We start from the raw sequence: 19346 nt of genomic DNA, 5'->3' as shown, positions 1-19346 counted from the left end.
TATTAAAAATGAAAAAACAATTAAACAAAAGAAAAGCAGCAAGAATTGTTACTGGTATTTTTGCATGCGGATTACTGCTCCTTCCTGAATTAATGTTTGCAGATATCGTAGGTGAAGTTAATAAATGGAATACCAAAGCCAGACTTGTTGCAAAAGCAATTGTAGGATTATCTGCAATCGGTGGTGGTGTATATGCATATTTCAAAATGCAAACCGATGATGGATCAGCTGGAAAGAAGGCATTATTATCATTTCTAGGAGCTTTGATCTTTGCTGCCGTTATGTTTACTATAATTGACGAAATTATTAAATAATTAAAATGAAAAACTTTCCAGTAATTAAAAATATAGGAAAGGAGCCTTTGTATTTTGGCTTAAGCTTAAAATCATTTATGATTGTAGCTATTGAACTCATTATATCATTATTTATTATTCGGGGATTTATATTATTAATTGCTGCTGCCCTGGTTGTACTAATTACTTACGCTTTTCTTGCAAAAATGGAGAAAGATCATGGAAATGATTTTCTTTCAAAATTTATGAAACGTTATTTCGAAAATTTTTATGGTACTAAAATTGGGCTTTCAGAATTAAAAAAAGCAATGAAAAATGATGAAAAATTAGATTAACTCTAATTCTCTAAAAAAACAATCAATCTTAATTGAACTTTGCTATAAAGGTAAAGGTTGAAATTGCGTTTAAATTTCCCACAACAGTGAATTATAATATTAACCATAATACTTAAAGATGAAAAATCCACCAAAATCAGATCATTTTGCACAATTCAACAAAGTTGCAGCAATTGATGGTAATGTGATAAAAAATAGATCAAAAGATGTTGCTGTTTGTTACAGACTTCATCTACCAGAAATTTTTACAATGGGTGAGCCTGAGTTTGATCTCATTCATAGTGATTTTTTGAAATCAATGATGGTTCTTCCAGAGGGAACTGTAATTCACAAAAAAGATATTTTTAAACAGAAAATTTATGATTCTGAGAATTTGCTTAAAGAAACATATCTTCAGAAAAGTACAGCTGAGCATTTTAAAGGTAGAGTTTATATAAATCATGACTGTATTCTTTCCTTTATTCTTCCTGAAATTCCAACATTAAGGAAAAGCTATGATAAATTATCAATTTTATCAAAAAAGAACACATTAGCAGCTGTTGAAGATATTGAAAAGTTTATCAACAGTGTTGAACAATCAATTAGTGTAATAAATTCATCAAATCTGTTAAAAGCAGAAGCTTTGACAGAAGAAGAAATCTATGATATTATTTTAGATGAATATACTTTGTTTAAAGATGAAATAGGGGATTATGTTTCGGATGGAAATGATTTTAGAATCGGAGAAAATCATGTAAAAATACTTTCTCTTAGAAATGATGGACAGCAGAAAGATGGTATTTTAAATAATTGTGTACTTGACAGAGACAGATCTCCGGATGGTTCAAAATTTTTCAGATCCTATTGTTATCCATTGGCTTTAGACTTTAAAAAGGATCATATCTATAATCAATTTATATTTATTGAAGATCAAAGTAAGGTAAAGAAGACCCTAGAACTAAATAGTAAACGTTTGGGGTCCTCTCGTTTACTCAGTAGAAAAAATAGGATTTTAGCAGATCAAAATAGCTTATTCCTGGATAGTGTTGAAAAGGATAATGTTAAAATTGTTAGAATGCACACTAATCTGGTGTTCTGGGCTGACAGTAAGGAAGAATTAAAGGAAATTAATAATAAAGTATCTGGATACTATTCTCAAATGGACATCATTCCTTATAATAATTCTCATTTTGATAGAGATTATATTTATATGGCAAATCATCTTGGGAATGGAGCATTACTTCCAGTAGAAGAAACTTTCCTTTCCTATCTTGATATTTCATTATGTTACTTTACAACCGAAACAAATTACAAGTCAGATGAATCAGGAATTCTATTTAATGATAGAATTTCTAACATTCCTTTGTATACTGATGTTTTTCATAAACCGTATGAAAAAAAAGAAATTCTTAATAGAAATTACATTATAGTTGCCCCTTCAGGTGGTGGAAAATCCTTTTTATCAAAAAATAAACTACGACAACAAATTGAAAATCCATTAAATAATACAGTGGTTTTAAATGTTGGTGGTGATGATAAACTTTGCAGAATGTATCCGGATGATACAATCTATTTTGAATATAAAGAGGGACAACCCCTTTATCTTAATCCTTTTTGGATTTATAATAGTCAAATTACCACGGGTAAGATTGAGTTTTTAACTGAATTTGTAGGACTTTTATGGAAAACAGGGGAAGAATTAACAAACGATGAAAAGTCTTCCCTGGATAAAATTGTTATTAAGTTTTATGATATAGACGGATTAGCGATTGATGATATAGATGCGGATGAAGATAACCGGACTTATAAAGTAAGAAATCCTCATAACAACTCATTACCAATTTTTTATCAATATTTAATTGATAATTCTGAAAAAATAAAAGAAGAAACTTTTGGTCTATTTAAACTTGATTCATTGATATTAAATCTTGAAAAGTATGCTGTTGGTATGTATTCTAACTTATTTATAACGGGAGAGCCACAAACATTTGAAAGTAAAAAGTATGTTGAATTTGAGTTAGATAATATTAAAGATCATCCAATTCTTTTTCCAATCTTCGGAATGATTATATCAGATCTTGTATTCAATACAATGTGGAAAAAAGATGAATCTGAAAAAGACTTTTTTGTTGACGAAGCCTGGAAAGTACTTGAGAAAAAAGGTATGGTGAGCCTGTTAAAGTACTTATTTAAAACGATTAGAAAATTTGATGGATCTGTTGGAATAGCAATTCAGCAAATTACCGACTTATTGCCATTAGGAGAGGCTAATGAAGCTGCAATTATAGGGAATACAGGTATAAAATATATTTTAGATCATCGTGAAGTTCTGGGAGATGTTCCGATTTTACAAAAAAAACTATCACTTTCTAACGCCGATGTTAGTATGTTGCTCTCTATAAAAAATAATACTAAACCTAGTGCTACAGATCCTTTGGCTTATACTGAGTTTTTATTTAAAAAAGGAAGTACGAATGCTAAGGTTTTAAGGCTAGAAGTTGCAAAGCCATGTTTGGCAATATATGAAAGTGACAAAAAGAAACTCAAAACATTCAATACGCTTTATGACTATCACAAAAAACAGATGATTCCTGCAATCAATAGTTATATTGAAGTTGAAGTTGAAAAAACTAAAAAAATTACGGATTTTGTTTTTTAACCGTATTTATTTAAGAATTAATTATTATATTTGTTTATCACAAAATCAGAAGTTATGAAAAAACTATTATTAATACTATGTATATCCATTTGCTCTTCAATGTATTCACAATGGATTGTTGAAGATCCTGCCGTTGCTGGGTTAATTGCTTCTTTGAATTCACAACAAGCTGCTTCAAACTCAAAATCATTAGTACAGGCAGCAAATACTGTGAAACAACTTCAATCCCAGGGAAAGTGGATTAAAGAAACTGTAGAAAAAGTAGATAATGCAGTTCGCGCATTAAGTGTTGTTACTGATATTCAAAAAAATGCGGTGGGGGTAGTAAAAGATTACAATAATACAGCAAATTCACTACGAGACTATAAAACATTAAATCCTGAATACGTTGAAAATGCATTAAGAAGATTAGCTGGTATAGTTAGTAAAAATCAAAAAACAGTAGACTTTTTTACCAGTATAATGAAATCAGACTTTTTGAAACTTTCATCTTATGAAAGAATAAAACTATTAGAAGATATAAACTCAAAATTATCTTCTTTGAGAGGTGGAATTTATAATATCGGGGCAGAAGCTTATCAGAAAAATCAGCAATCCATTAATAGAAAATCTATATATGGTACTCCAATTCTAAAATAAAAAATATGTTGACTTTACTTGTTTCCTCTTATGGTGTAGAAAGTATTGAAGTTTCTACAATCGTAAATAATATTTTTCAATCTGGTGGATTGAACAATATTACAAAAGGATTAAAAACTTTAGGCTATATAGCACTTCTGATATATTTTGTTACAAAAATTACTGCGGTATTTTCAGGAAGTGAAACTATTACGGCTAAAACATTCGGTCCACCAATCATATATGGTTTACTTCTAGTTAGTTGGAATGATATTAATAGAGAATTAGATAGTGGTCTAATGTCTATTCAACAAGAATTTCAAACAGCCACTCCAAAGGACAGTAGAAGTACAACTGCTTACCAGGATATAATTGCAAAATGGAGTTCAGTACCTTCAAATGGAGTTCCTGAACAACTTCCTCCAACAACAGCAGATGAAGAAAGCACATCATTTTGGGACTTTTCAAAAATAAAGGAAAAAGTAACAACAATTGTTGATATCATGAATAATCCGGAAATTTTGATGCTTAAAGTAATAATGTTCGGTACTCATGTTTTTAACACAGTAATAGTCATGTTATTTAATGCGTTTTCATATATATGGATCAATTTATTAAGAATAGGTGGTATTGTTGCTCTTGCTCTTTATTTTTTCCCCACTTTTAAAGGAACTTTTACAAACTGGTTAAGGACTTATATTTCAGTTTATTTATGGATTCCTATAGGATCGATTATGATATATGTTTCAGATCAAATCTTTTTAGAAATAGTAAGTAAAGTTGGAAATTTTTCGATGCCTGGATTTGCACCTGGTGTTGTTATGGATCCTGAAACAATAATGAAAATGACTTTCTTAGTAATCTCTGCAGTAGCTACAACTATTCTTAAACTTATCTTATTATCAAAAGTTCCTAATGTAATTTCTTATTGGTTAGGTGGTGGTAATTCCGGAGATATGTTTTCAGCAGCCCCAACTATGGTAATGATGTCCACAAGTGTTGCAGGTTCAGCTGCTAATGCTGGGGGGCAAGTTGCTGCCGGAGTATTAACAGGGGGAGCCAGTGCTGCTGGTTCAATCGGTGCAGGAGCTGCAAGTGCTGCTAGTGGAGCAGCAAGTAAAGGATCTGAATCACTAAAAGGATAAAAAATGAACAATCAAAAATTAGAAAAATTAAAAAATTATTTTCAACAAGCAGATGATTCCGCAAATAGACTGAGAAAAATAATGCTATTTGTAATTGTATTTTGTCTGTTAACAGTTTTGTTAAGTGTTGGATCACTATTCTATTTTTATTCATTAGCAACTTCAAATATATATGTTATGGATAAAGGGGGAAATATAGCAACTGCATTTAAGCAAGATATTGAAGGACAAAAGGAAGTTGAGATTGATAATAATATCAGAATCATTTATAATACTTTTTTTACTTACAACTCAGGAAATTATAAAACACAAGTTGAAAAAGGTTTGAACCTAATGGGAGAAAAAGGACGACTATTATTTCAAACTTATAAAGAAGCTGGGTGGTACAATAATGTTATCCAAAATAATTTAGATATTTCTTCAGTTATCGACTCTGTAAAAATTAATTCTCACGATAAGCCATATCAATTTAAGGCATACGGCAGACAGTTCATAAGAAGATTTAATATAGTAGAAGTTCGGAGATTGTGGACACAAGGGGATATGTATGATGTCCCAAGGGTGATGCAAAAAAACCCACATGGTTTAGAAGCAAGTATAACAATTACAGATAACCGGACTATTAAATCTGATTCTATTGTTAATAGACAAGCAAACATTCAATCAAACACTAATTATCAACAAGATGGCAATTAACTTTCAAGAATTAATAAAAGATCAAAAAGTAAAGAATGCTTTGGTAATTGGGGGAGCTGTAATTGTTGCTGCGGTATTTCTTTACATATTATTTGGTGGATCTTCTGATCCTGAAAATGTAAGAAATGATAAAGAAGTTATGATTGGTGATGATGCATCACGATTAAATTTTGAAGTTCCAAGTAATCATGACAGTACATTAGAAGGGGGTACAAAAATAGAAGCTTATGATCGCAAAATTTCTGATTCAATTAGCTATGCAAAAAGGCAGAATGATGCAATTAATCAAATAAATCTGAATAATGGAACAAGCAGCTCTTCAAATAATACTGATGATGGATTTACAGATGTTGAATTTGAACAAATGAGAAAGCGTTCATTATCAAATTCTCAATCCTCAAAACCTTCGCCATCCAATACTCATAATACATATGGAAATTCATCTATGTGGAGTGATGATGCTCCTTCAGGATCAAATATTGGATACAGTGATTTAGGAAATGCTATTCCGAAACCACAACCAAAACCAAGAAAAAAGAGTAGTTCTCCTCAAGCATATCAATCACAACCTGTAGAAGATGATAATATTAATTTTGAAACTCAGTTTGTCAATCCTGTTCCACAAACAACACAGAATGTAGCTAAAGTAGGAAAGTCTGTAAAGGGTAAATTAATTTCTTCCGGGTATGCCACAAGTGGTAGAAGTTTATCTTTTGTTCTGCTCGAAAACTTTAGTGTTGGCACTCAGCAAATAAAAAAAGGACAAGTCATAACAGGGAGCTGTATACTTAATGATAATAGGTTATTAGTAAGGTTCAATACAATGAAAGTAGGAACACAAAACCTACCTGTAAATGCAAGGCTGATAGGGTATGATGGTGGCGAAGGTTTATTGATAAGAGGAAATTCAAATACAGGCAATGAAGCTGGAAGTATTTTAAAAGATGAAGCCCAAAATCAAGTTAGCAGAATTCCTGTCGTGGGCGGAATCTTAAGTAGAGCCACTAGTTCCGGATCATCGAGAAATAGTGAAAACAAAATACAATTAACAAATAATGTGGAAGTTCAAATAATGTTTAATTAAATTAAAAATAATCAATATGAAAAAGAATTTAGTTTTCGTGTTTTTATTGGTGGGATTCTTAGGATTTTCCCAACACACCAAAAAGAAAGGGCATAGAAAGTCTGTAAAAAAGACTTATGTTAAAAAAGCAACTCCTAAAGTATTAACTACTGAGGAAAGAGTTGAAACAGTAGCTGATCCATTACCAGTTGCGGAACCAGAGAAAGTAGTTACTCCTACAGTTGAAGCTGTTACACCTGCTCCAACTGAAAAACCTAATTATGAGATTCTTGCTGAAAAAGTTCTTAAAGAAAAGGGATGGATTCATAATAGAAATTCAGCATTAATCAATGGAGTAGAAGGATTCGTGAAAGGCGTTTATTCCGGGAATGGAAAAATATTTGTCTTGCTAGAAATTGCTAACCGAAGTAATATCAATTATGACATTGAAAGTGCAGTATTTATTACCGCACCCATTGAAAAAAATGGTAAGATCATTGATACTGAAGAAAAAACTTTCATCCCAATTTTTTCTAACCAACCGGAAAGCTTCAGCAAAAAATCAAAACAAAAATTAGTTTATGTATTTGATAAGTTTACTATTTCCGGAGACAAAACATTACATTTTGTTATGAACGAAATTGACGGTGAAAGATCACTTACCCTAGAAATCAAACCAAAATACATTTTAGAATCAGCAAGTACAAAATAAGAATTATGATGAATACAAAATTAATAATCGTTTTTTTGCTATTTATAAGCATAGCTTTAAACGCCCAGGGAAGAAGAAAGAACGAAAGTTCTATTCACGCTGAATATGGATATATGAACTCAAGCGATTCTTTAAAAAAAGGTGGATATATGGCTAAAATAGGCTATATGAGAGTTATAGGAGACAAAGGTTTTTTGGGAAAAGCTGAAGGGTTTTACCAGGATTATAAAGTCAATTATATTGATGGACAGGTTTTACCTTATAAGAGATATGGTCTTAATGTTTCTGCGGGATATAGCTACGAAGGCTTATATCCGGTATTCCTAAATGGATGGTTTGGTGCTTATGGAGCATACGAAACCGCAAATGATGGTAATACAAAAGATCCAAGATACAATGCTGAAATTCCAACAAATGTGAAAGGATTCGTGTATGGGCTTTCCGGATCAGCTGAAGCAGAAATAGTTTTAGTACGAAAATTATCTTTACTTGTCAATTATACTCAGTATTACGATCTAAAAAGCAAGTTTTCTAAATCTAACTATGCTTTCTTTGGTGGAATCAGATATTATATAAACTAATCAAAAAAATAAATTATGAAAAAATACTTATTAATCCTATTTTCAGTATTAGGAACATTATTTTTAAACTCGTGTGCCAATGATGGAGATTGGGAAAATGAAAATGGTGGACAATTTGGATTTAAAATTGAAAGGGACGATAATTTTATAGAAAAGGGTATTGGAGAATTAAACCAATTGAAATTCAATATTCTTCCAAACTATGACTTTTCAACTATACCAACGACTTTTAAATTTACTACAAATTTAAATGGTAGCTTAAAACTTAATGGTCAAGCATTAGTCGCTAATCAGGAATATACATTCACTTCAAAAAACAATATTTTTGAATATGTTGGAAATGTTTCAGGAACTCATAATCTAAAGATTACTGTTAAAAATTCTAAAGGAGCTACAAAAGAAGAAGAATTTGAATTACCATATTCAATTTCTGAGTTTACTCACACCTATACAGGTGGAACAGCTCAAATCTTCCAGGGCGATGATACACAATATTTAATGAAAATTACTCCTGGAGCAGGTCAACCTACATCCGGATATGAAATTAAATTCAATTCATATACTGGTAATATTAAATTAAATGGCGTTGCTGCCACACCTGGACAATTCTATACATTGCCAAATATTGATAGTTTTAATGTAACACTTAATACAAATACAGCTGGTCAAGGTGCTTTACATTACACTATTAAAAACTCAACTGTTAATAAAGATTATTCTATTCAACAAGATGTAACAGCTAGACAAATTACTATAGAAAGTATGAATATTAGTGCTACAACAGTTGCTCCAAATACTTTAATGAGTTTAATAGGTGTTGTAAAAAAATCTCCAATTACAGGAAATTTAAATGTACAATACAAGACATGGATTTCTTCAGCTTCAAATAATAATACTAATGGTATCCAAAATACGAATAATGTGTATACACCATACACTTTAGGTTCTACAGGTAATTTTAATTATAATATGAATGCAGTTGCTGCCGGAACTTATACTTACAATGTACAATTTAAGGATGAATATGGAAATGAGAGTACTGTTAAAACATTTAATGTTACAGTAGAAAACAGTTTAGCAATTACAACTCCAGCAACTGTGACTGTAAATTTACAAAGAACAGCTACCCCCTTAAATAACCAATGGTTTCAGCATGATATCAGGCATAAATATTTAGGTGCTGTTTTGAATGTAGCTGCCCAGGCTAGTGTTGGAAATGGAATTTCAAAAGTAAGATTTGAACTTAACTTTAATTACGAGGGTCAAGCTGTCTCTAAAGTGTATGAGTACACTTATGGCAATTTTCCTGATAATGTTAATCTAGGATATACTAATACTAATGATGGTTATCAAATGGGGGCTTGGATTGCCCAGGGCAACACTCACATGATTAACGCATCAAATGGTACATTCACTTGTTATGTTTATGACAAATTTAATAACGTAGTTACCCAAACAGGAACAACAAACGTTATTGTAAATTAAAAAAGGTCCCGATTAAATCGGGATTTTTTTATTCATATAATTAGGGAAATTTAATACTTTTGAAAAAAAGTCCCTAAAATGCAAAAGGATATTTCAATGTACTTAAACAAAATTACAGACATACTACAAAGGAAAAGGATTAATCAAAATATTTCAGTAGAAGATCTTGTGAAAAAATGTAATGAAGCTGGGCTTAATATTAGTTCTGATACAATATTAAAATTAGAAAAAGGGCAATATATTCCGAATAGTGACCAACTTTTTATTATACTTACAGCTTTAGGTAGTGAAATTGAGATAGAAGAGTTAATAATAAAATAACCCAATTTACATAATAGGCAATTTAGTAAATCACAAATATTCCTGGATTGCTTTTTCTATTTAAAAAAAAAATTAAATATTTTATTAGGTATATATATATAGTTAATAAATTTTTATATATTTGTATAAAATAAAGCACCGGAGCAGGTGCATAAAGTCTGCAAGATTCTCATGAAAAAAATAAACATGAAACCTTATTTTGTAATTTTTGAAATTACTAAAATCAAAGGAACCCTTAATGAAGGTTCAACAATAGAAGAAGGTGAAAGATTTGTAGGAACATATCACCCGGAAAAAAACAGTGTTTTCTTTGAAGATGAAAATAACCAGGAATGGTGGTTTAAAGTAGGAGAAAGTTGCGACATTATTACTGATTGTTAATCCTAATAATATATTCCGGGGCAGGAATTAAAAGTCTGCAAAAGTATATGCAAATTTTAACTTTAAGTAATATTGAAGTATTACCAGTATATATACTCATGGTAATTGTTCTATTTAGCCTATTAGCAGCATATCATGGTTTAAAACTCATAAGATATACAATTACAAAACATCCAGAAAAAAATTATAAACTTCTTGAATTTGTAATTTCTGTAATTATGATTACAATTTTCTCAACTCTGTTATACACATTTAAATAATCAAATAACACTCCGGTGCAGGAGTTTAAAGTCTGCAAATTTATTATGAAATATAGTGTAAAACCCCATAAGGATTGTATTACATCTAAAGAAGGTATTATTTTACTTTTTCTCTTTATTTTTATAGGCATTCTAATAGACAATTTTAATTTTTAAGTGATATGGATAAAGAAAATGAACTATCTGTGGCTCTTGAAAAAGCAAAGAAAATCAGTAAAAACACCTGTTCTGTTATGTTTGTTATTAAGAGTATTGATAAAGAAACTGATGATGAAGTATACTACATCGATGATAATGGATTAATTAGGAGCTGGGAGCTATTAATTGCTACTTTTGACAATGGAATAAGAATTGACCAATAGACAAAAATATCTCTCCTTTATGGAGAGGTATTTTATAACTTTAAAATTTATGAAGAAATCTGATTTAACATCAACTAGATTAAAACTAGGGAGCATAATCGAAAATAAAAAGAATCAACTTAATCTGACAGAAGAAGAAATATGTCAAGCTGCAAATATTACTAAGAACACATTAAAAAGAATAGAGAAAGGCAGGTTTTCTCCTGGAACTGATCTACTGCTTTTAGTATTTGATACTCTGAACATAAAATTAAAAATTGATTCAGAAATTGTTAATTAGATCTAAAATTAAATGTATGGAAAAAAAGGATATCAAAATAGAGAACTGGGAACCTAATGGAGAAATAAATCCATTTTTAAAAGGAACTCTACTTTTAGGTCAAGGCAAAACCTTTATAAATAAAAAAGATGAACTATATAAAATTAAAACTTTAGCAGAGAAAATTTTTTCGCCAAAAAACTCAAAAAAAATTGAAGTTATTGAAGATTCTTCTTTACTGACAATAAGAATTTACAATAAGAAAGGATTGGTTGGTTGGTTTTCTCTTGTAGAAATCAAAAGATTTTATGAAGTATGCCAAAAAGAAAATTTAATAACTTTTCGATATTCCTGGGAATTAACAAGCATTGATCTTGATGACCCCAATTTTATAGATATAAATTTTCATTTATTGTAAAACATTAAAATTATGGATAATAATATTTTTGATATTCTCAGTACCCCAATATTTAACTACTTATTAATAGGATTAGTTGGTCTGTTGCTAATACTCATAATATATCTTTTTAGTGTTAGAAGAAGAATTTTGAGAGGAACATATAATAAGGAAAAAGAAGTCATATTAAAGCAGCAAAAAATTCTTGCTAGAATTTCCTTTGCTTTAATTTATCTAATTCTCGTAATCTTATTATTAAGATTTTTAAGCAATATTACTTTATAAAAAATAAATACAAAAATTATTATGAAACCTGTCAAAATTTATGATGAAGCACTAAGAGGAATTGATCTTTCTTTTTTATTTAAAGAAAATAAAGAACTTTACAGCTCTTTTTTAGATGAAAATAATTTACAACTTTGTGACCCTGAACTCATAGAAAAGCTTTCAAAAATTCATCAAATGTCTGGGGGAATGTCTTTTTTAATAATGGAAAAGAAAAGAATAGCTGGAGAAATATTAAACTTACTAAATACAAAATTATGAAAACTAATAAAGTAAACTTAGATCAAAATATACTACTGGCTCCAACGGGGACCGGAAAGCCTAACAAAACTAAAGAGAATTTAATTTCCTTTTTACAGGATTATCATTCTCTAATTGTAAATGATTCTTTGGAAGAAAAGGCTGAGGAAAAATTGACTGGAGCTTTTTTTTCCAAATTTTCTTTTAACGAGAACTTTGCGTTTAAACTAATATATCAAGCAGTAGTATTAAAAGGTGTCTGGATTGACATTCTAGGCAATTTTATAAACTGCTTAAAGGAACTTTCATACAATAAGGCGGTCACCCTTTCTGAAATGGATATAAAAAATAAAGGAGAGAAAATTTAAAAGTGAATTTCAACCAAACCAAAATTAAAAATTATTTATTATGTTAGAATTCTTAGAAAATAACTTCAATTTAATTATAACAATCATATCAATCATAATTATTGGATTGACGGGTTATCTTTCATATTTAAGAATACCAAATGAAGGAGTTGGAGCAATGCTTCCTTTTTTAGTATTTACAGCCATATATGTTTTTTTTATAGGGATCATTAAATACGCATTTTTAAAAAGGAATGAAATTGTTCAAAAAATGTCTGAGGTCGAATTAGATTACAACTTTATAGTTTATTGGATTTTTATTCCAATCTTTTTCTCAGCATTAATTATTAACATTATCAATGCAGCTAAAAGCAAGTAACCATTAAATACTTATTCAAATTAAGAATAGAATAACTATGAAAGTAGAAACACAAGAGAGAATTAGAAAAATTAGAGAGAAAAATTTTAAATCCGCTGTTACAATGTTGTTTGGGTTTATAATAGCTATTTTAAACATTGTATATTCTCCTAAATTTATGAGTACTCAATTAGTCTGGGTTATTGAAATTATTTTAATATTTATTGTCCTTTATTCTTTTAATAAACTTTTACAAGCTGATACTGCAATAAAAAATATTATTAGAGAAGATTTTGCAACTGAAAATAAAATATCATCACAATTTAACAGTAAGCTTCCAAAGGATATTCAATTGAAAATTGCTGAGAATGTAGAAGATCTTATCAATAGCATGCAGGACGAAATTGATGACTTACAAAAAAATAATAATGAGTTATTAGAATATCATGATTTATTTAGATCATACTATAACGAAGATTGGGATAGGAATAATCCTTTTGCTGAGCAGATCGAATTCTCTAATCGTTTTCTGAGATATAGAGAAATTTTACCTTTATCTATCAAAATAAAAGATCTGAATCTAAAAGCAGAAGATAAGAATGAATTTGATTTAATATTCTTTAATAATTTTGATATAAAGGAACTCCCTTTAGGAATATTTATAATGTTTATGTGTGATTTGAAAGGATTTAAAGCAGATAATCCTGAAGATAATCAAGTGCCTGGAGCTTTTTATGAACATCAATTAAATATTTATACAAAACAATATGTAAGTAAAATTTAAACAGAAAAAATTAATCTTTACAAAACCAAAATTATATATTATGGAAACAAAAAACGAAAAATCAGGATTTGAACTAAATTCAGTTAATTGGCTAAAAACTATTGAGTTCATTCAACAAAAACAAGCCAGTAATTGTACGTTAATTTCTGAAGAAGAAAATATATTAATTTCTTATGAAACATTAAAAAGCATGATTATAAGCCTTCATGGAACTAAAGGAAGACTATTGGGGTTGCCGTCATTGGAAGCAACAAATAGTTTTCAATTATTTGAGATTAATGATTCTGAAGTAAAATCTCTACGAATTAATCCACATTTCATAATAGAGTTTAATACCAGATTAGAGGTGTTAGGAGCCACTAAAAAGTTTAATGAAGAATTAAAATTGAAAAATTTTTCTACTGACATTAATTTGCAAACAATAAGTACGTATGAGAATACGAATGAATGGAATGAATTTTTAAGTATGATTGACTTCTACTTACCTGGAATAATTTTAAAATATTATCCAAATATTCCTTTTAAAAATTATGTAACAACCTGATCTTAAAAAACGATAAAATTTAAAATAATGCAAAACTATGGAATTTAAAGACTTATTAATAGAGCATGATTATTATTGTGCTGATCAAAATTTTTATAATAAAGAAGCTGGTGCTGAATGGGAGTCTTTTGATGAATTCCTAGAAGTATATAATGACCTTAGTCCGGATTTAAATTTTGTCTTTAGATGGGATTTACGGGAAGATGATAAAAATACCGGAAAGTATATTTTAGAAATATTCATGGTATTTCAACGAAAAGGTTTTTTTTCTCCTCATATCATTAATAATGTAACTGAAACAGATTTTGAAAAAATAAAAGAATTCTTACAACCACGTTTTGAAAAACTCGTAAAAATGTGGCTACCTTTTAAACCAACTTATGATTTAAAATAGATCTCAAAAACGATGTTCAAAGATTTTAAAAAACACGATAAAATTTCAAGTGCTTTTTATCGTAACGAAGAAGATACTATTAGTCCAAATGATTACTTGGATTATCTATTAAATAGTAATATTTCGAAACTTAATAATATTCCAAATCCTTTATATCGATTAGAAGATTATATCAAATTGAAATTTTATTTAGATAAATTGAAACTTAGATTGGATAGCCAAAGGGAGAAAGATTTCATTTCGTCAATTACTGATATTTTTAAATTAAGCGTCAATGAGCTTGTAAAAAGGGATGCTGCTAATTTTTTATGTGATAGACTTAAAAATTGTGACAATTTAGATTCTATAATTGATGATTGGTATAAGAGAATTGAACAATACTAATTAGTCCCAAAAATGAAACAATGAGCTACAAATTATCTACAAATAAAAGGTACACTGCTAAAGAAATAGCAAGATTTTATGATGGATATCAAAATATTGATATTTGTTTAATCGTTGAGGATGCAGATGATAAAAGAGATAGAGGAATGCTAATTCCACAATTTGATAATTCCGGAGATTCTTTTTTAGTTTATATGAATGGAAAAATTTATCCCGATTCCGCTTTTGATGGAATGGAGCTAATTATAATAGAAAAAGTCTCAATAAAACCTGGCTAAAAATGAAAGAAAAGTTAATCAAAATCCAATTAATTGCAGAAAAGCATTTTTCCAATCTTGGAATGTTCAAAGTTTCTGTTCAGTTTATAAAGAATCACCTTGCAATTGACATAGTACAGGAGAGTTTTAATTCTTTCTCTACACAAAGAATAGACTGGTTCCGGGACGAAACAGAGCATCTAATAACTTACGTTAAAGGAAATTGTACAACTTATATAGAAACAAAAGATAAATCAATCATTAGGATCTCCTACCTAATATCCACATAAAAAAATATAAAAACCACAAAATATGAAAGAAGAAAATATTATTAAACTTATTTAATTATAGAAATAAAAGGAATGAAAACAATAGCTGATATTTCAAAAATAAAACTAAAAAAGCTTTCTGATAAATTAGTTCCTAGAGATTGGTTTCTTGCTGAAGATGAATACCTAACCGAAATAGGTGTAAGAACTAAATTAGGGACAAATTGGAATGCTCCTTATATTAATGAACTAAGGCTTTATCTCCATGAGTTAGATAAACATGAACGAAAAGAAATTCTGAATGATCTAAAATCTTTTAGCGTATATCCAGCAATTATGAACAATTCAGGTACAGTAATCTGTATTTATCACGATTCATCTGCTAATGTTTTGTTTTATTACTGCAGAGGAAGAAAATTAGATTGTCAAGGACTATTCAAAAAAACAACTTAGACTAAAAATTGATGAAAAGACAAGAATTACAAAACAATGCTGCTTTCTTATTCGAAACTATAGATCAATTTTTTAATGAAAAAATAGAATTGATTCAAAAAGAATTAAAGCCAGATAGTAAGTTAGACAAAGAAGCAATTGCAAATATATTATTGGAAGTTTATAATCGTAGTTCAACTCAAACTAAATATACTTACCCTTGTCCTGTGTGTAATAATTTGAAAGATGAATGCATAATTTGTGACTTATTGGTGGAAGAAATTCAATCTTATAAATAATCTAAAATTTAATCATGGAATATTCTGTACTTGTTGAAGTAGAATTAATCGAAATATTAAAAAGATATTCTTTCAATTTTAATTTTAATATTTTGGAAAGGGATGAAATTCTTTTTCTGCCAATTCAATTTTCGGTAAAACAAAATTATGACTTTTACCCTTGTATATTTGGTTTTTTTTCACAATTATTTGAAGAAGAATTAGTGAAAGACTTATTCAGTTATCAAGCTTCTCATTTAGAAGCAATAGATAAAAAAAAATTTATTATTCACTTTGCTTTTCTTAACAAACAAAGACTACTTTAACTCTAAAAAAACAATAGTAACACATAATAATATGAAAGAATTTATTATAAATTACGGAGTGAAAATATTTGGTTTTATTCCAATTTTGCTTATCATTCTTAGTTCTTATTATATCTTTATAAAGGAAGATTTAGATATCCTGAGCCCGAATGCTAAAAAATACTTCTCAATAAATATTTTTTCATGTTTCTTTTCCCTTTTATTACTACCAATCTTTAGATTATTAAAAGCTGATGATGCAAAAATTTGGGTATTTGTTATTTTTTTTATTATTAATTCAATATGTTTCTATCTAATAATTAAAATATATAAGAAAAATCTAATAAAAAAATGAAAAAAAATTATGATATGATAAATACAAAAAGAATTGTTATTTATTTGGTAATTGTACTTATAGTAATCCCAATTATTGTAGATAAATGTTTGCAAACCTATGGAAAAGAAAAACATTGGACTTTAGAGCTTTCTGATGGTTCCATTATTAAAGGAAACTTTAGAAAGAGTTTATTTTCCTTTTCGGCAGCCCCCAATATGACAATTTTTAAATGGGAAGTCAAAAAAGCTCAAGAAGATTAATATTTATAAAATGAAAAGAAAACAGCCTTTATTTAATACTAAAATTTACATTTTACTTTATATAATAGTTTTTTCATCCTTTATTATCCCTAAAGAGAAAATTTCACATGGATTTTACCTGGTTATTTGCTTATTATCAATCCCTATTTCTATTCTTTTGTTCTTGGATGTGTATAATCCTTTAGAAAAAAATAGGAACGCTTTTTTGTGGAAATTAAGGGTTCTATTTTGGGGAGATCCTGACCAGGAAAATAATAAAAAATTATAATTACTTAAAATACTTATGAAAGGTTATAAATAAAAAATCCCCGGCTTGCGAGGATAAAACTAATAACCATGAAAAACTCTCAAAAGGAGTTTGAATTATCTCAAAAATAGCAATTATTTTTTATTATACTTACGGAAAACCGTAAGGTTTAAATTTTCTTTGTTTCTATATTTGAATATGGATTTCAAGATAACGATTATTCAGCTTCTTAGAGAAGGATATCAGATGAAAGATATTCCGGAAAAACTTAAGCAGCAAAATATTTATCCAAATTCTCTTAGTTCCGTTGAAAAATACATCAATAGACTTAAATTTGATTTTAAGGCAAACACATTGTTTCATTTAGCATGTTTGCTCTATCAAATTCAAGAAACTGATATAGATAAAGTAGAAGCGTTATTATAATCTACTGATCATTTCCTAAAAATGAAGCGTTTTGAATCCCTAGTTTGTTTTGTGCTAGGGATTCTTTTTTATTTCTTAAATTACATTATAAGTATACCCATACAGAACTACTTTTAATCTGGTGCATTAATTTTTAAATTTAATGTATATTACACCGGATTAAAGAAACCACTTAAAATGAACCAATAATGAGGGTGTACGCCTATTTAAGAGCATCTACTAAAGAGCAGGATGCTCTCAGAGCAAAAGATACTTTATCAGAATTTGCAAAATCCCTGAAGGTGAAAATTTCAGCTTGGTTTATTGAAAATGAATCCGGTGCAAAGCTTCAGCGTCCAGAACTTTTCAGGCTCCTGGATACGGCAGAACCAGGAGACGCAATTTTGATAGAACAAATTGACAGGATAACCAGATTATCTGAAGAGGACTGGCGAAAATTAAAATCAATAATATTAGATAACCGGATAAAAGTAGTATCTATTGATCTACCTACCAGTCATGCCTTTGCTAATATAGATGATGAATTTCAAAGATGGGTATTGTCAGCGGTCAATGCAATGATGCTTGATATCCTAGCAGCTACTGCAAGAAAGGATTATACAGACAGGAGACGCAGGCAGGCTGATGGAGTATTAAAGGCAAAGGATCAGGGAAAATATAAAGGAAGACCTGTAAATGTAGAACTGCATAATAAAATTGAAAATCTTTTAGAATTAGGGCAAAGCTATAGTAAAATCCAGTTCTTGCTAGGATGTTCCAGGCATACAATTTCAAAAGTGAAAAAATTAAGAGGTAGTGAAATTGAGAAAAATAATAAACAATAAACTCATAAGTAGTGAAATTGAGAAAATAAGTAGTGAAATTGAGATTAAGAGGTAGTGAAATTGAGACAACTTTTTTTTTTTTTTGGAAGAACTAAAGAGAAATTTGTAGAGAATGAGTGTTTTTTTATTTTTTTTCCCTTTATTTTAAAATTAAACAGCTCATGAGCCGATAGGCGAATACCTTTTTATAAAAAACTAAGCACTTTTATAATAACTTTTTAGAGCGCTTGTAAGTGCGATGAATAAAGACTTTACAATACTTTTTGAGTGGTGAAAATGAGAATATGAGGTTGTGAAAATGAGATATTAAGAAGTGAAATTGAGAAAAACATTGTTTTTATGAGTGGTGAAATTGAGAAAAATAAAAAGAAAAATTGTTTTTAATAAAGACTATACTCTCTAGGTAAGTGCTTATGGTGTTTGGTGTTGATCCTGGTGCAACCGGGCGAGTGGAATTACGGAACCGGATCCGGTTAACCTGGTTAATATTTCTTTCTTCAGCTTCAGGAGTTTGTGAGGATCTTGTAAGGGTTCCGGATCTTCAGGAATAGATCAGCTCCACTCTTTCCCAGGGCAGAGCTTCCAGTGTTGATCCTGGCGCAACCGGGCGAGTGGAATTACAGAACCGGATCCGGTTAACCTGGTTAATATTTCTATCTTCAGCTTCAGGAGTTTGTGAGGATCCTGTAAGGGTTCCGGATCTTCAGGAATAGATCAGCTGTACACTTTCCCAGGGCAGAGCTTCCGGTGTTGATCCTGGCGCAACCGGGCGAGTGGAATTACGGAACCGGATCCGGTTCACTTGGTTAATATTTCTTTCTTCAGCTTT

Annotated in this window: 30 protein-coding genes; all 30 read left to right on the top strand. The window is 29.4% G+C overall.

All coding sequences use genetic code 11. The annotated features are described in order from the left end of the window. The first annotated feature begins 8 nt into the window (after nt 1–8). Nucleotides 9–314: a DUF4134 domain-containing protein gene (locus tag C1631_RS22875; protein WP_103248457.1), complete on the top strand. Its 306-nt coding sequence runs from the start codon at nt 9–11 to the stop codon at nt 312–314. A 5-nt stretch (nt 315–319) separates the two neighbouring features. Beyond that, complete coding sequence (locus C1631_RS22870; RefSeq protein WP_109714407.1) at nt 320–628, top strand: hypothetical protein; 309 nt, start codon at nt 320–322, stop codon at nt 626–628. Between the two features lie 118 nt (nt 629–746). After that, nucleotides 747–3266, top strand: coding sequence for a TraG family conjugative transposon ATPase (locus tag C1631_RS22865; protein ID WP_109714405.1), 2520 nt, complete (start codon nt 747–749; stop codon nt 3264–3266). A gap of 54 nt (nt 3267–3320) precedes the next feature. After that, a complete protein-coding gene (locus C1631_RS22860; RefSeq protein WP_123966776.1) occupies nt 3321–3905 on the top strand; it encodes a hypothetical protein in 585 nt (194 codons plus the stop codon). 5 nt (nt 3906–3910) lie between these two features. Continuing rightward, a complete protein-coding gene (locus tag C1631_RS22855; RefSeq protein ID WP_109714403.1) occupies nt 3911–5029 on the top strand; it encodes a TraJ family protein in 1119 nt (372 codons plus the stop codon). A gap of 3 nt (nt 5030–5032) precedes the next feature. Then, complete coding sequence (locus tag C1631_RS22850) at nt 5033–5725, top strand: hypothetical protein (RefSeq protein ID WP_103248463.1); 693 nt, start codon at nt 5033–5035, stop codon at nt 5723–5725. Then, nucleotides 5715–6809, top strand: a complete 1095-nt coding sequence (traM, locus tag C1631_RS22845; RefSeq protein WP_109714401.1) for a conjugative transposon protein TraM — start codon at nt 5715–5717, stop codon at nt 6807–6809. Before C1631_RS22850 ends, traM begins: the two co-directional genes overlap by 11 nt. 16 nt (nt 6810–6825) lie before the next feature. After that, complete coding sequence (locus C1631_RS22840) at nt 6826–7500, top strand: DUF4138 domain-containing protein (RefSeq protein ID WP_109714399.1); 675 nt, start codon at nt 6826–6828, stop codon at nt 7498–7500. Between the two features lie 5 nt (nt 7501–7505). After that, complete coding sequence (locus C1631_RS22835) at nt 7506–8081, top strand: hypothetical protein (protein WP_103249429.1); 576 nt, start codon at nt 7506–7508, stop codon at nt 8079–8081. A gap of 15 nt (nt 8082–8096) precedes the next feature. Next, nucleotides 8097–9566, top strand: coding sequence for an Ig-like domain-containing protein (locus tag C1631_RS22830; RefSeq protein ID WP_109714397.1), 1470 nt, complete (start codon nt 8097–8099; stop codon nt 9564–9566). Nucleotides 9567–9644: 78 nt separating this feature from the next. Continuing rightward, the gene (locus C1631_RS22825; RefSeq protein ID WP_109714395.1) at nt 9645–9887 is read left to right on the top strand and encodes a helix-turn-helix domain-containing protein; all 243 of its coding nucleotides are present in this window, start codon (nt 9645–9647) and stop codon (nt 9885–9887) included. A 171-nt stretch (nt 9888–10058) separates the two neighbouring features. Beyond that, a complete protein-coding gene (locus tag C1631_RS22820) occupies nt 10059–10268 on the top strand; it encodes a hypothetical protein (RefSeq protein ID WP_109714393.1) in 210 nt (69 codons plus the stop codon). A gap of 421 nt (nt 10269–10689) precedes the next feature. After that, nucleotides 10690–10890, top strand: coding sequence for a hypothetical protein (locus tag C1631_RS22810; RefSeq protein WP_109714391.1), 201 nt, complete (start codon nt 10690–10692; stop codon nt 10888–10890). A 49-nt stretch (nt 10891–10939) separates the two neighbouring features. Then, a complete protein-coding gene (locus C1631_RS22805; RefSeq protein ID WP_165828360.1) occupies nt 10940–11170 on the top strand; it encodes a helix-turn-helix domain-containing protein in 231 nt (76 codons plus the stop codon). 16 nt (nt 11171–11186) lie between these two features. Further along, on the top strand, nt 11187–11567 hold the full coding sequence (locus tag C1631_RS22800; protein ID WP_103250287.1) for a hypothetical protein: 381 nt from the start codon (nt 11187–11189) through the stop codon (nt 11565–11567). A gap of 285 nt (nt 11568–11852) precedes the next feature. Then, on the top strand, nt 11853–12092 hold the full coding sequence (locus C1631_RS22790) for a hypothetical protein (protein WP_109714387.1): 240 nt from the start codon (nt 11853–11855) through the stop codon (nt 12090–12092). Beyond that, the gene (locus C1631_RS22785) at nt 12089–12439 is read left to right on the top strand and encodes a hypothetical protein (protein WP_109714385.1); all 351 of its coding nucleotides are present in this window, start codon (nt 12089–12091) and stop codon (nt 12437–12439) included. The genes C1631_RS22790 and C1631_RS22785 overlap by 4 nt, the downstream gene beginning before the upstream one ends. 40 nt (nt 12440–12479) lie before the next feature. Then, the gene (locus C1631_RS22780) at nt 12480–12797 is read left to right on the top strand and encodes a hypothetical protein (RefSeq protein WP_109714383.1); all 318 of its coding nucleotides are present in this window, start codon (nt 12480–12482) and stop codon (nt 12795–12797) included. Nucleotides 12798–12834: 37 nt separating this feature from the next. Next, the gene (locus C1631_RS22775; RefSeq protein ID WP_109714381.1) at nt 12835–13560 is read left to right on the top strand and encodes a hypothetical protein; all 726 of its coding nucleotides are present in this window, start codon (nt 12835–12837) and stop codon (nt 13558–13560) included. A 40-nt stretch (nt 13561–13600) separates the two neighbouring features. Then, nucleotides 13601–14104 carry a hypothetical protein gene (locus tag C1631_RS22770; protein ID WP_103250259.1) on the top strand — a complete coding sequence of 168 codons (504 nt, stop codon included), beginning with the start codon at nt 13601–13603 and terminating at the stop codon, nt 14102–14104. Between the two features lie 37 nt (nt 14105–14141). After that, the gene (locus tag C1631_RS22765) at nt 14142–14498 is read left to right on the top strand and encodes a hypothetical protein (protein ID WP_109714379.1); all 357 of its coding nucleotides are present in this window, start codon (nt 14142–14144) and stop codon (nt 14496–14498) included. A 12-nt stretch (nt 14499–14510) separates the two neighbouring features. Then, on the top strand, nt 14511–14882 hold the full coding sequence (locus C1631_RS22760) for a hypothetical protein (protein ID WP_103249623.1): 372 nt from the start codon (nt 14511–14513) through the stop codon (nt 14880–14882). Nucleotides 14883–14902: 20 nt separating this feature from the next. Then, on the top strand, nt 14903–15160 hold the full coding sequence (locus C1631_RS22755) for a hypothetical protein (RefSeq protein WP_103249624.1): 258 nt from the start codon (nt 14903–14905) through the stop codon (nt 15158–15160). Nucleotides 15161–15501: 341 nt separating this feature from the next. Then, the gene (locus C1631_RS22745; protein WP_109714375.1) at nt 15502–15861 is read left to right on the top strand and encodes a hypothetical protein; all 360 of its coding nucleotides are present in this window, start codon (nt 15502–15504) and stop codon (nt 15859–15861) included. An 11-nt stretch (nt 15862–15872) separates the two neighbouring features. After that, nucleotides 15873–16139 (top strand): hypothetical protein, encoded by a 267-nt coding sequence (locus tag C1631_RS22740; RefSeq protein ID WP_103249627.1) that lies wholly within the window; start codon nt 15873–15875, stop codon nt 16137–16139. A 14-nt stretch (nt 16140–16153) separates the two neighbouring features. Next, nucleotides 16154–16444 carry a hypothetical protein gene (locus tag C1631_RS22735; RefSeq protein WP_103249628.1) on the top strand — a complete coding sequence of 97 codons (291 nt, stop codon included), beginning with the start codon at nt 16154–16156 and terminating at the stop codon, nt 16442–16444. A gap of 330 nt (nt 16445–16774) precedes the next feature. Next, complete coding sequence (locus tag C1631_RS22725) at nt 16775–17020, top strand: hypothetical protein (RefSeq protein WP_109714371.1); 246 nt, start codon at nt 16775–16777, stop codon at nt 17018–17020. Nucleotides 17021–17030: 10 nt separating this feature from the next. Continuing rightward, complete coding sequence (locus C1631_RS24430; RefSeq protein ID WP_109714369.1) at nt 17031–17288, top strand: hypothetical protein; 258 nt, start codon at nt 17031–17033, stop codon at nt 17286–17288. A 177-nt stretch (nt 17289–17465) separates the two neighbouring features. Beyond that, the gene (locus C1631_RS22715; RefSeq protein WP_109714367.1) at nt 17466–17693 is read left to right on the top strand and encodes a hypothetical protein; all 228 of its coding nucleotides are present in this window, start codon (nt 17466–17468) and stop codon (nt 17691–17693) included. Between the two features lie 188 nt (nt 17694–17881). Then, on the top strand, nt 17882–18517 hold the full coding sequence (locus C1631_RS22710; protein ID WP_103250052.1) for a recombinase family protein: 636 nt from the start codon (nt 17882–17884) through the stop codon (nt 18515–18517). Nucleotides 18518–19346: the final 829 nt, after the last annotated feature.

Source organism: Chryseobacterium phosphatilyticum, assembly GCF_002899825.2.
Classification (GTDB): domain Bacteria; phylum Bacteroidota; class Bacteroidia; order Flavobacteriales; family Weeksellaceae; genus Chryseobacterium; species Chryseobacterium phosphatilyticum.
The sequence above is the reverse complement of the archived record's forward strand: the minus strand, read 5'-3'. Positions and strand labels throughout refer to the sequence as shown.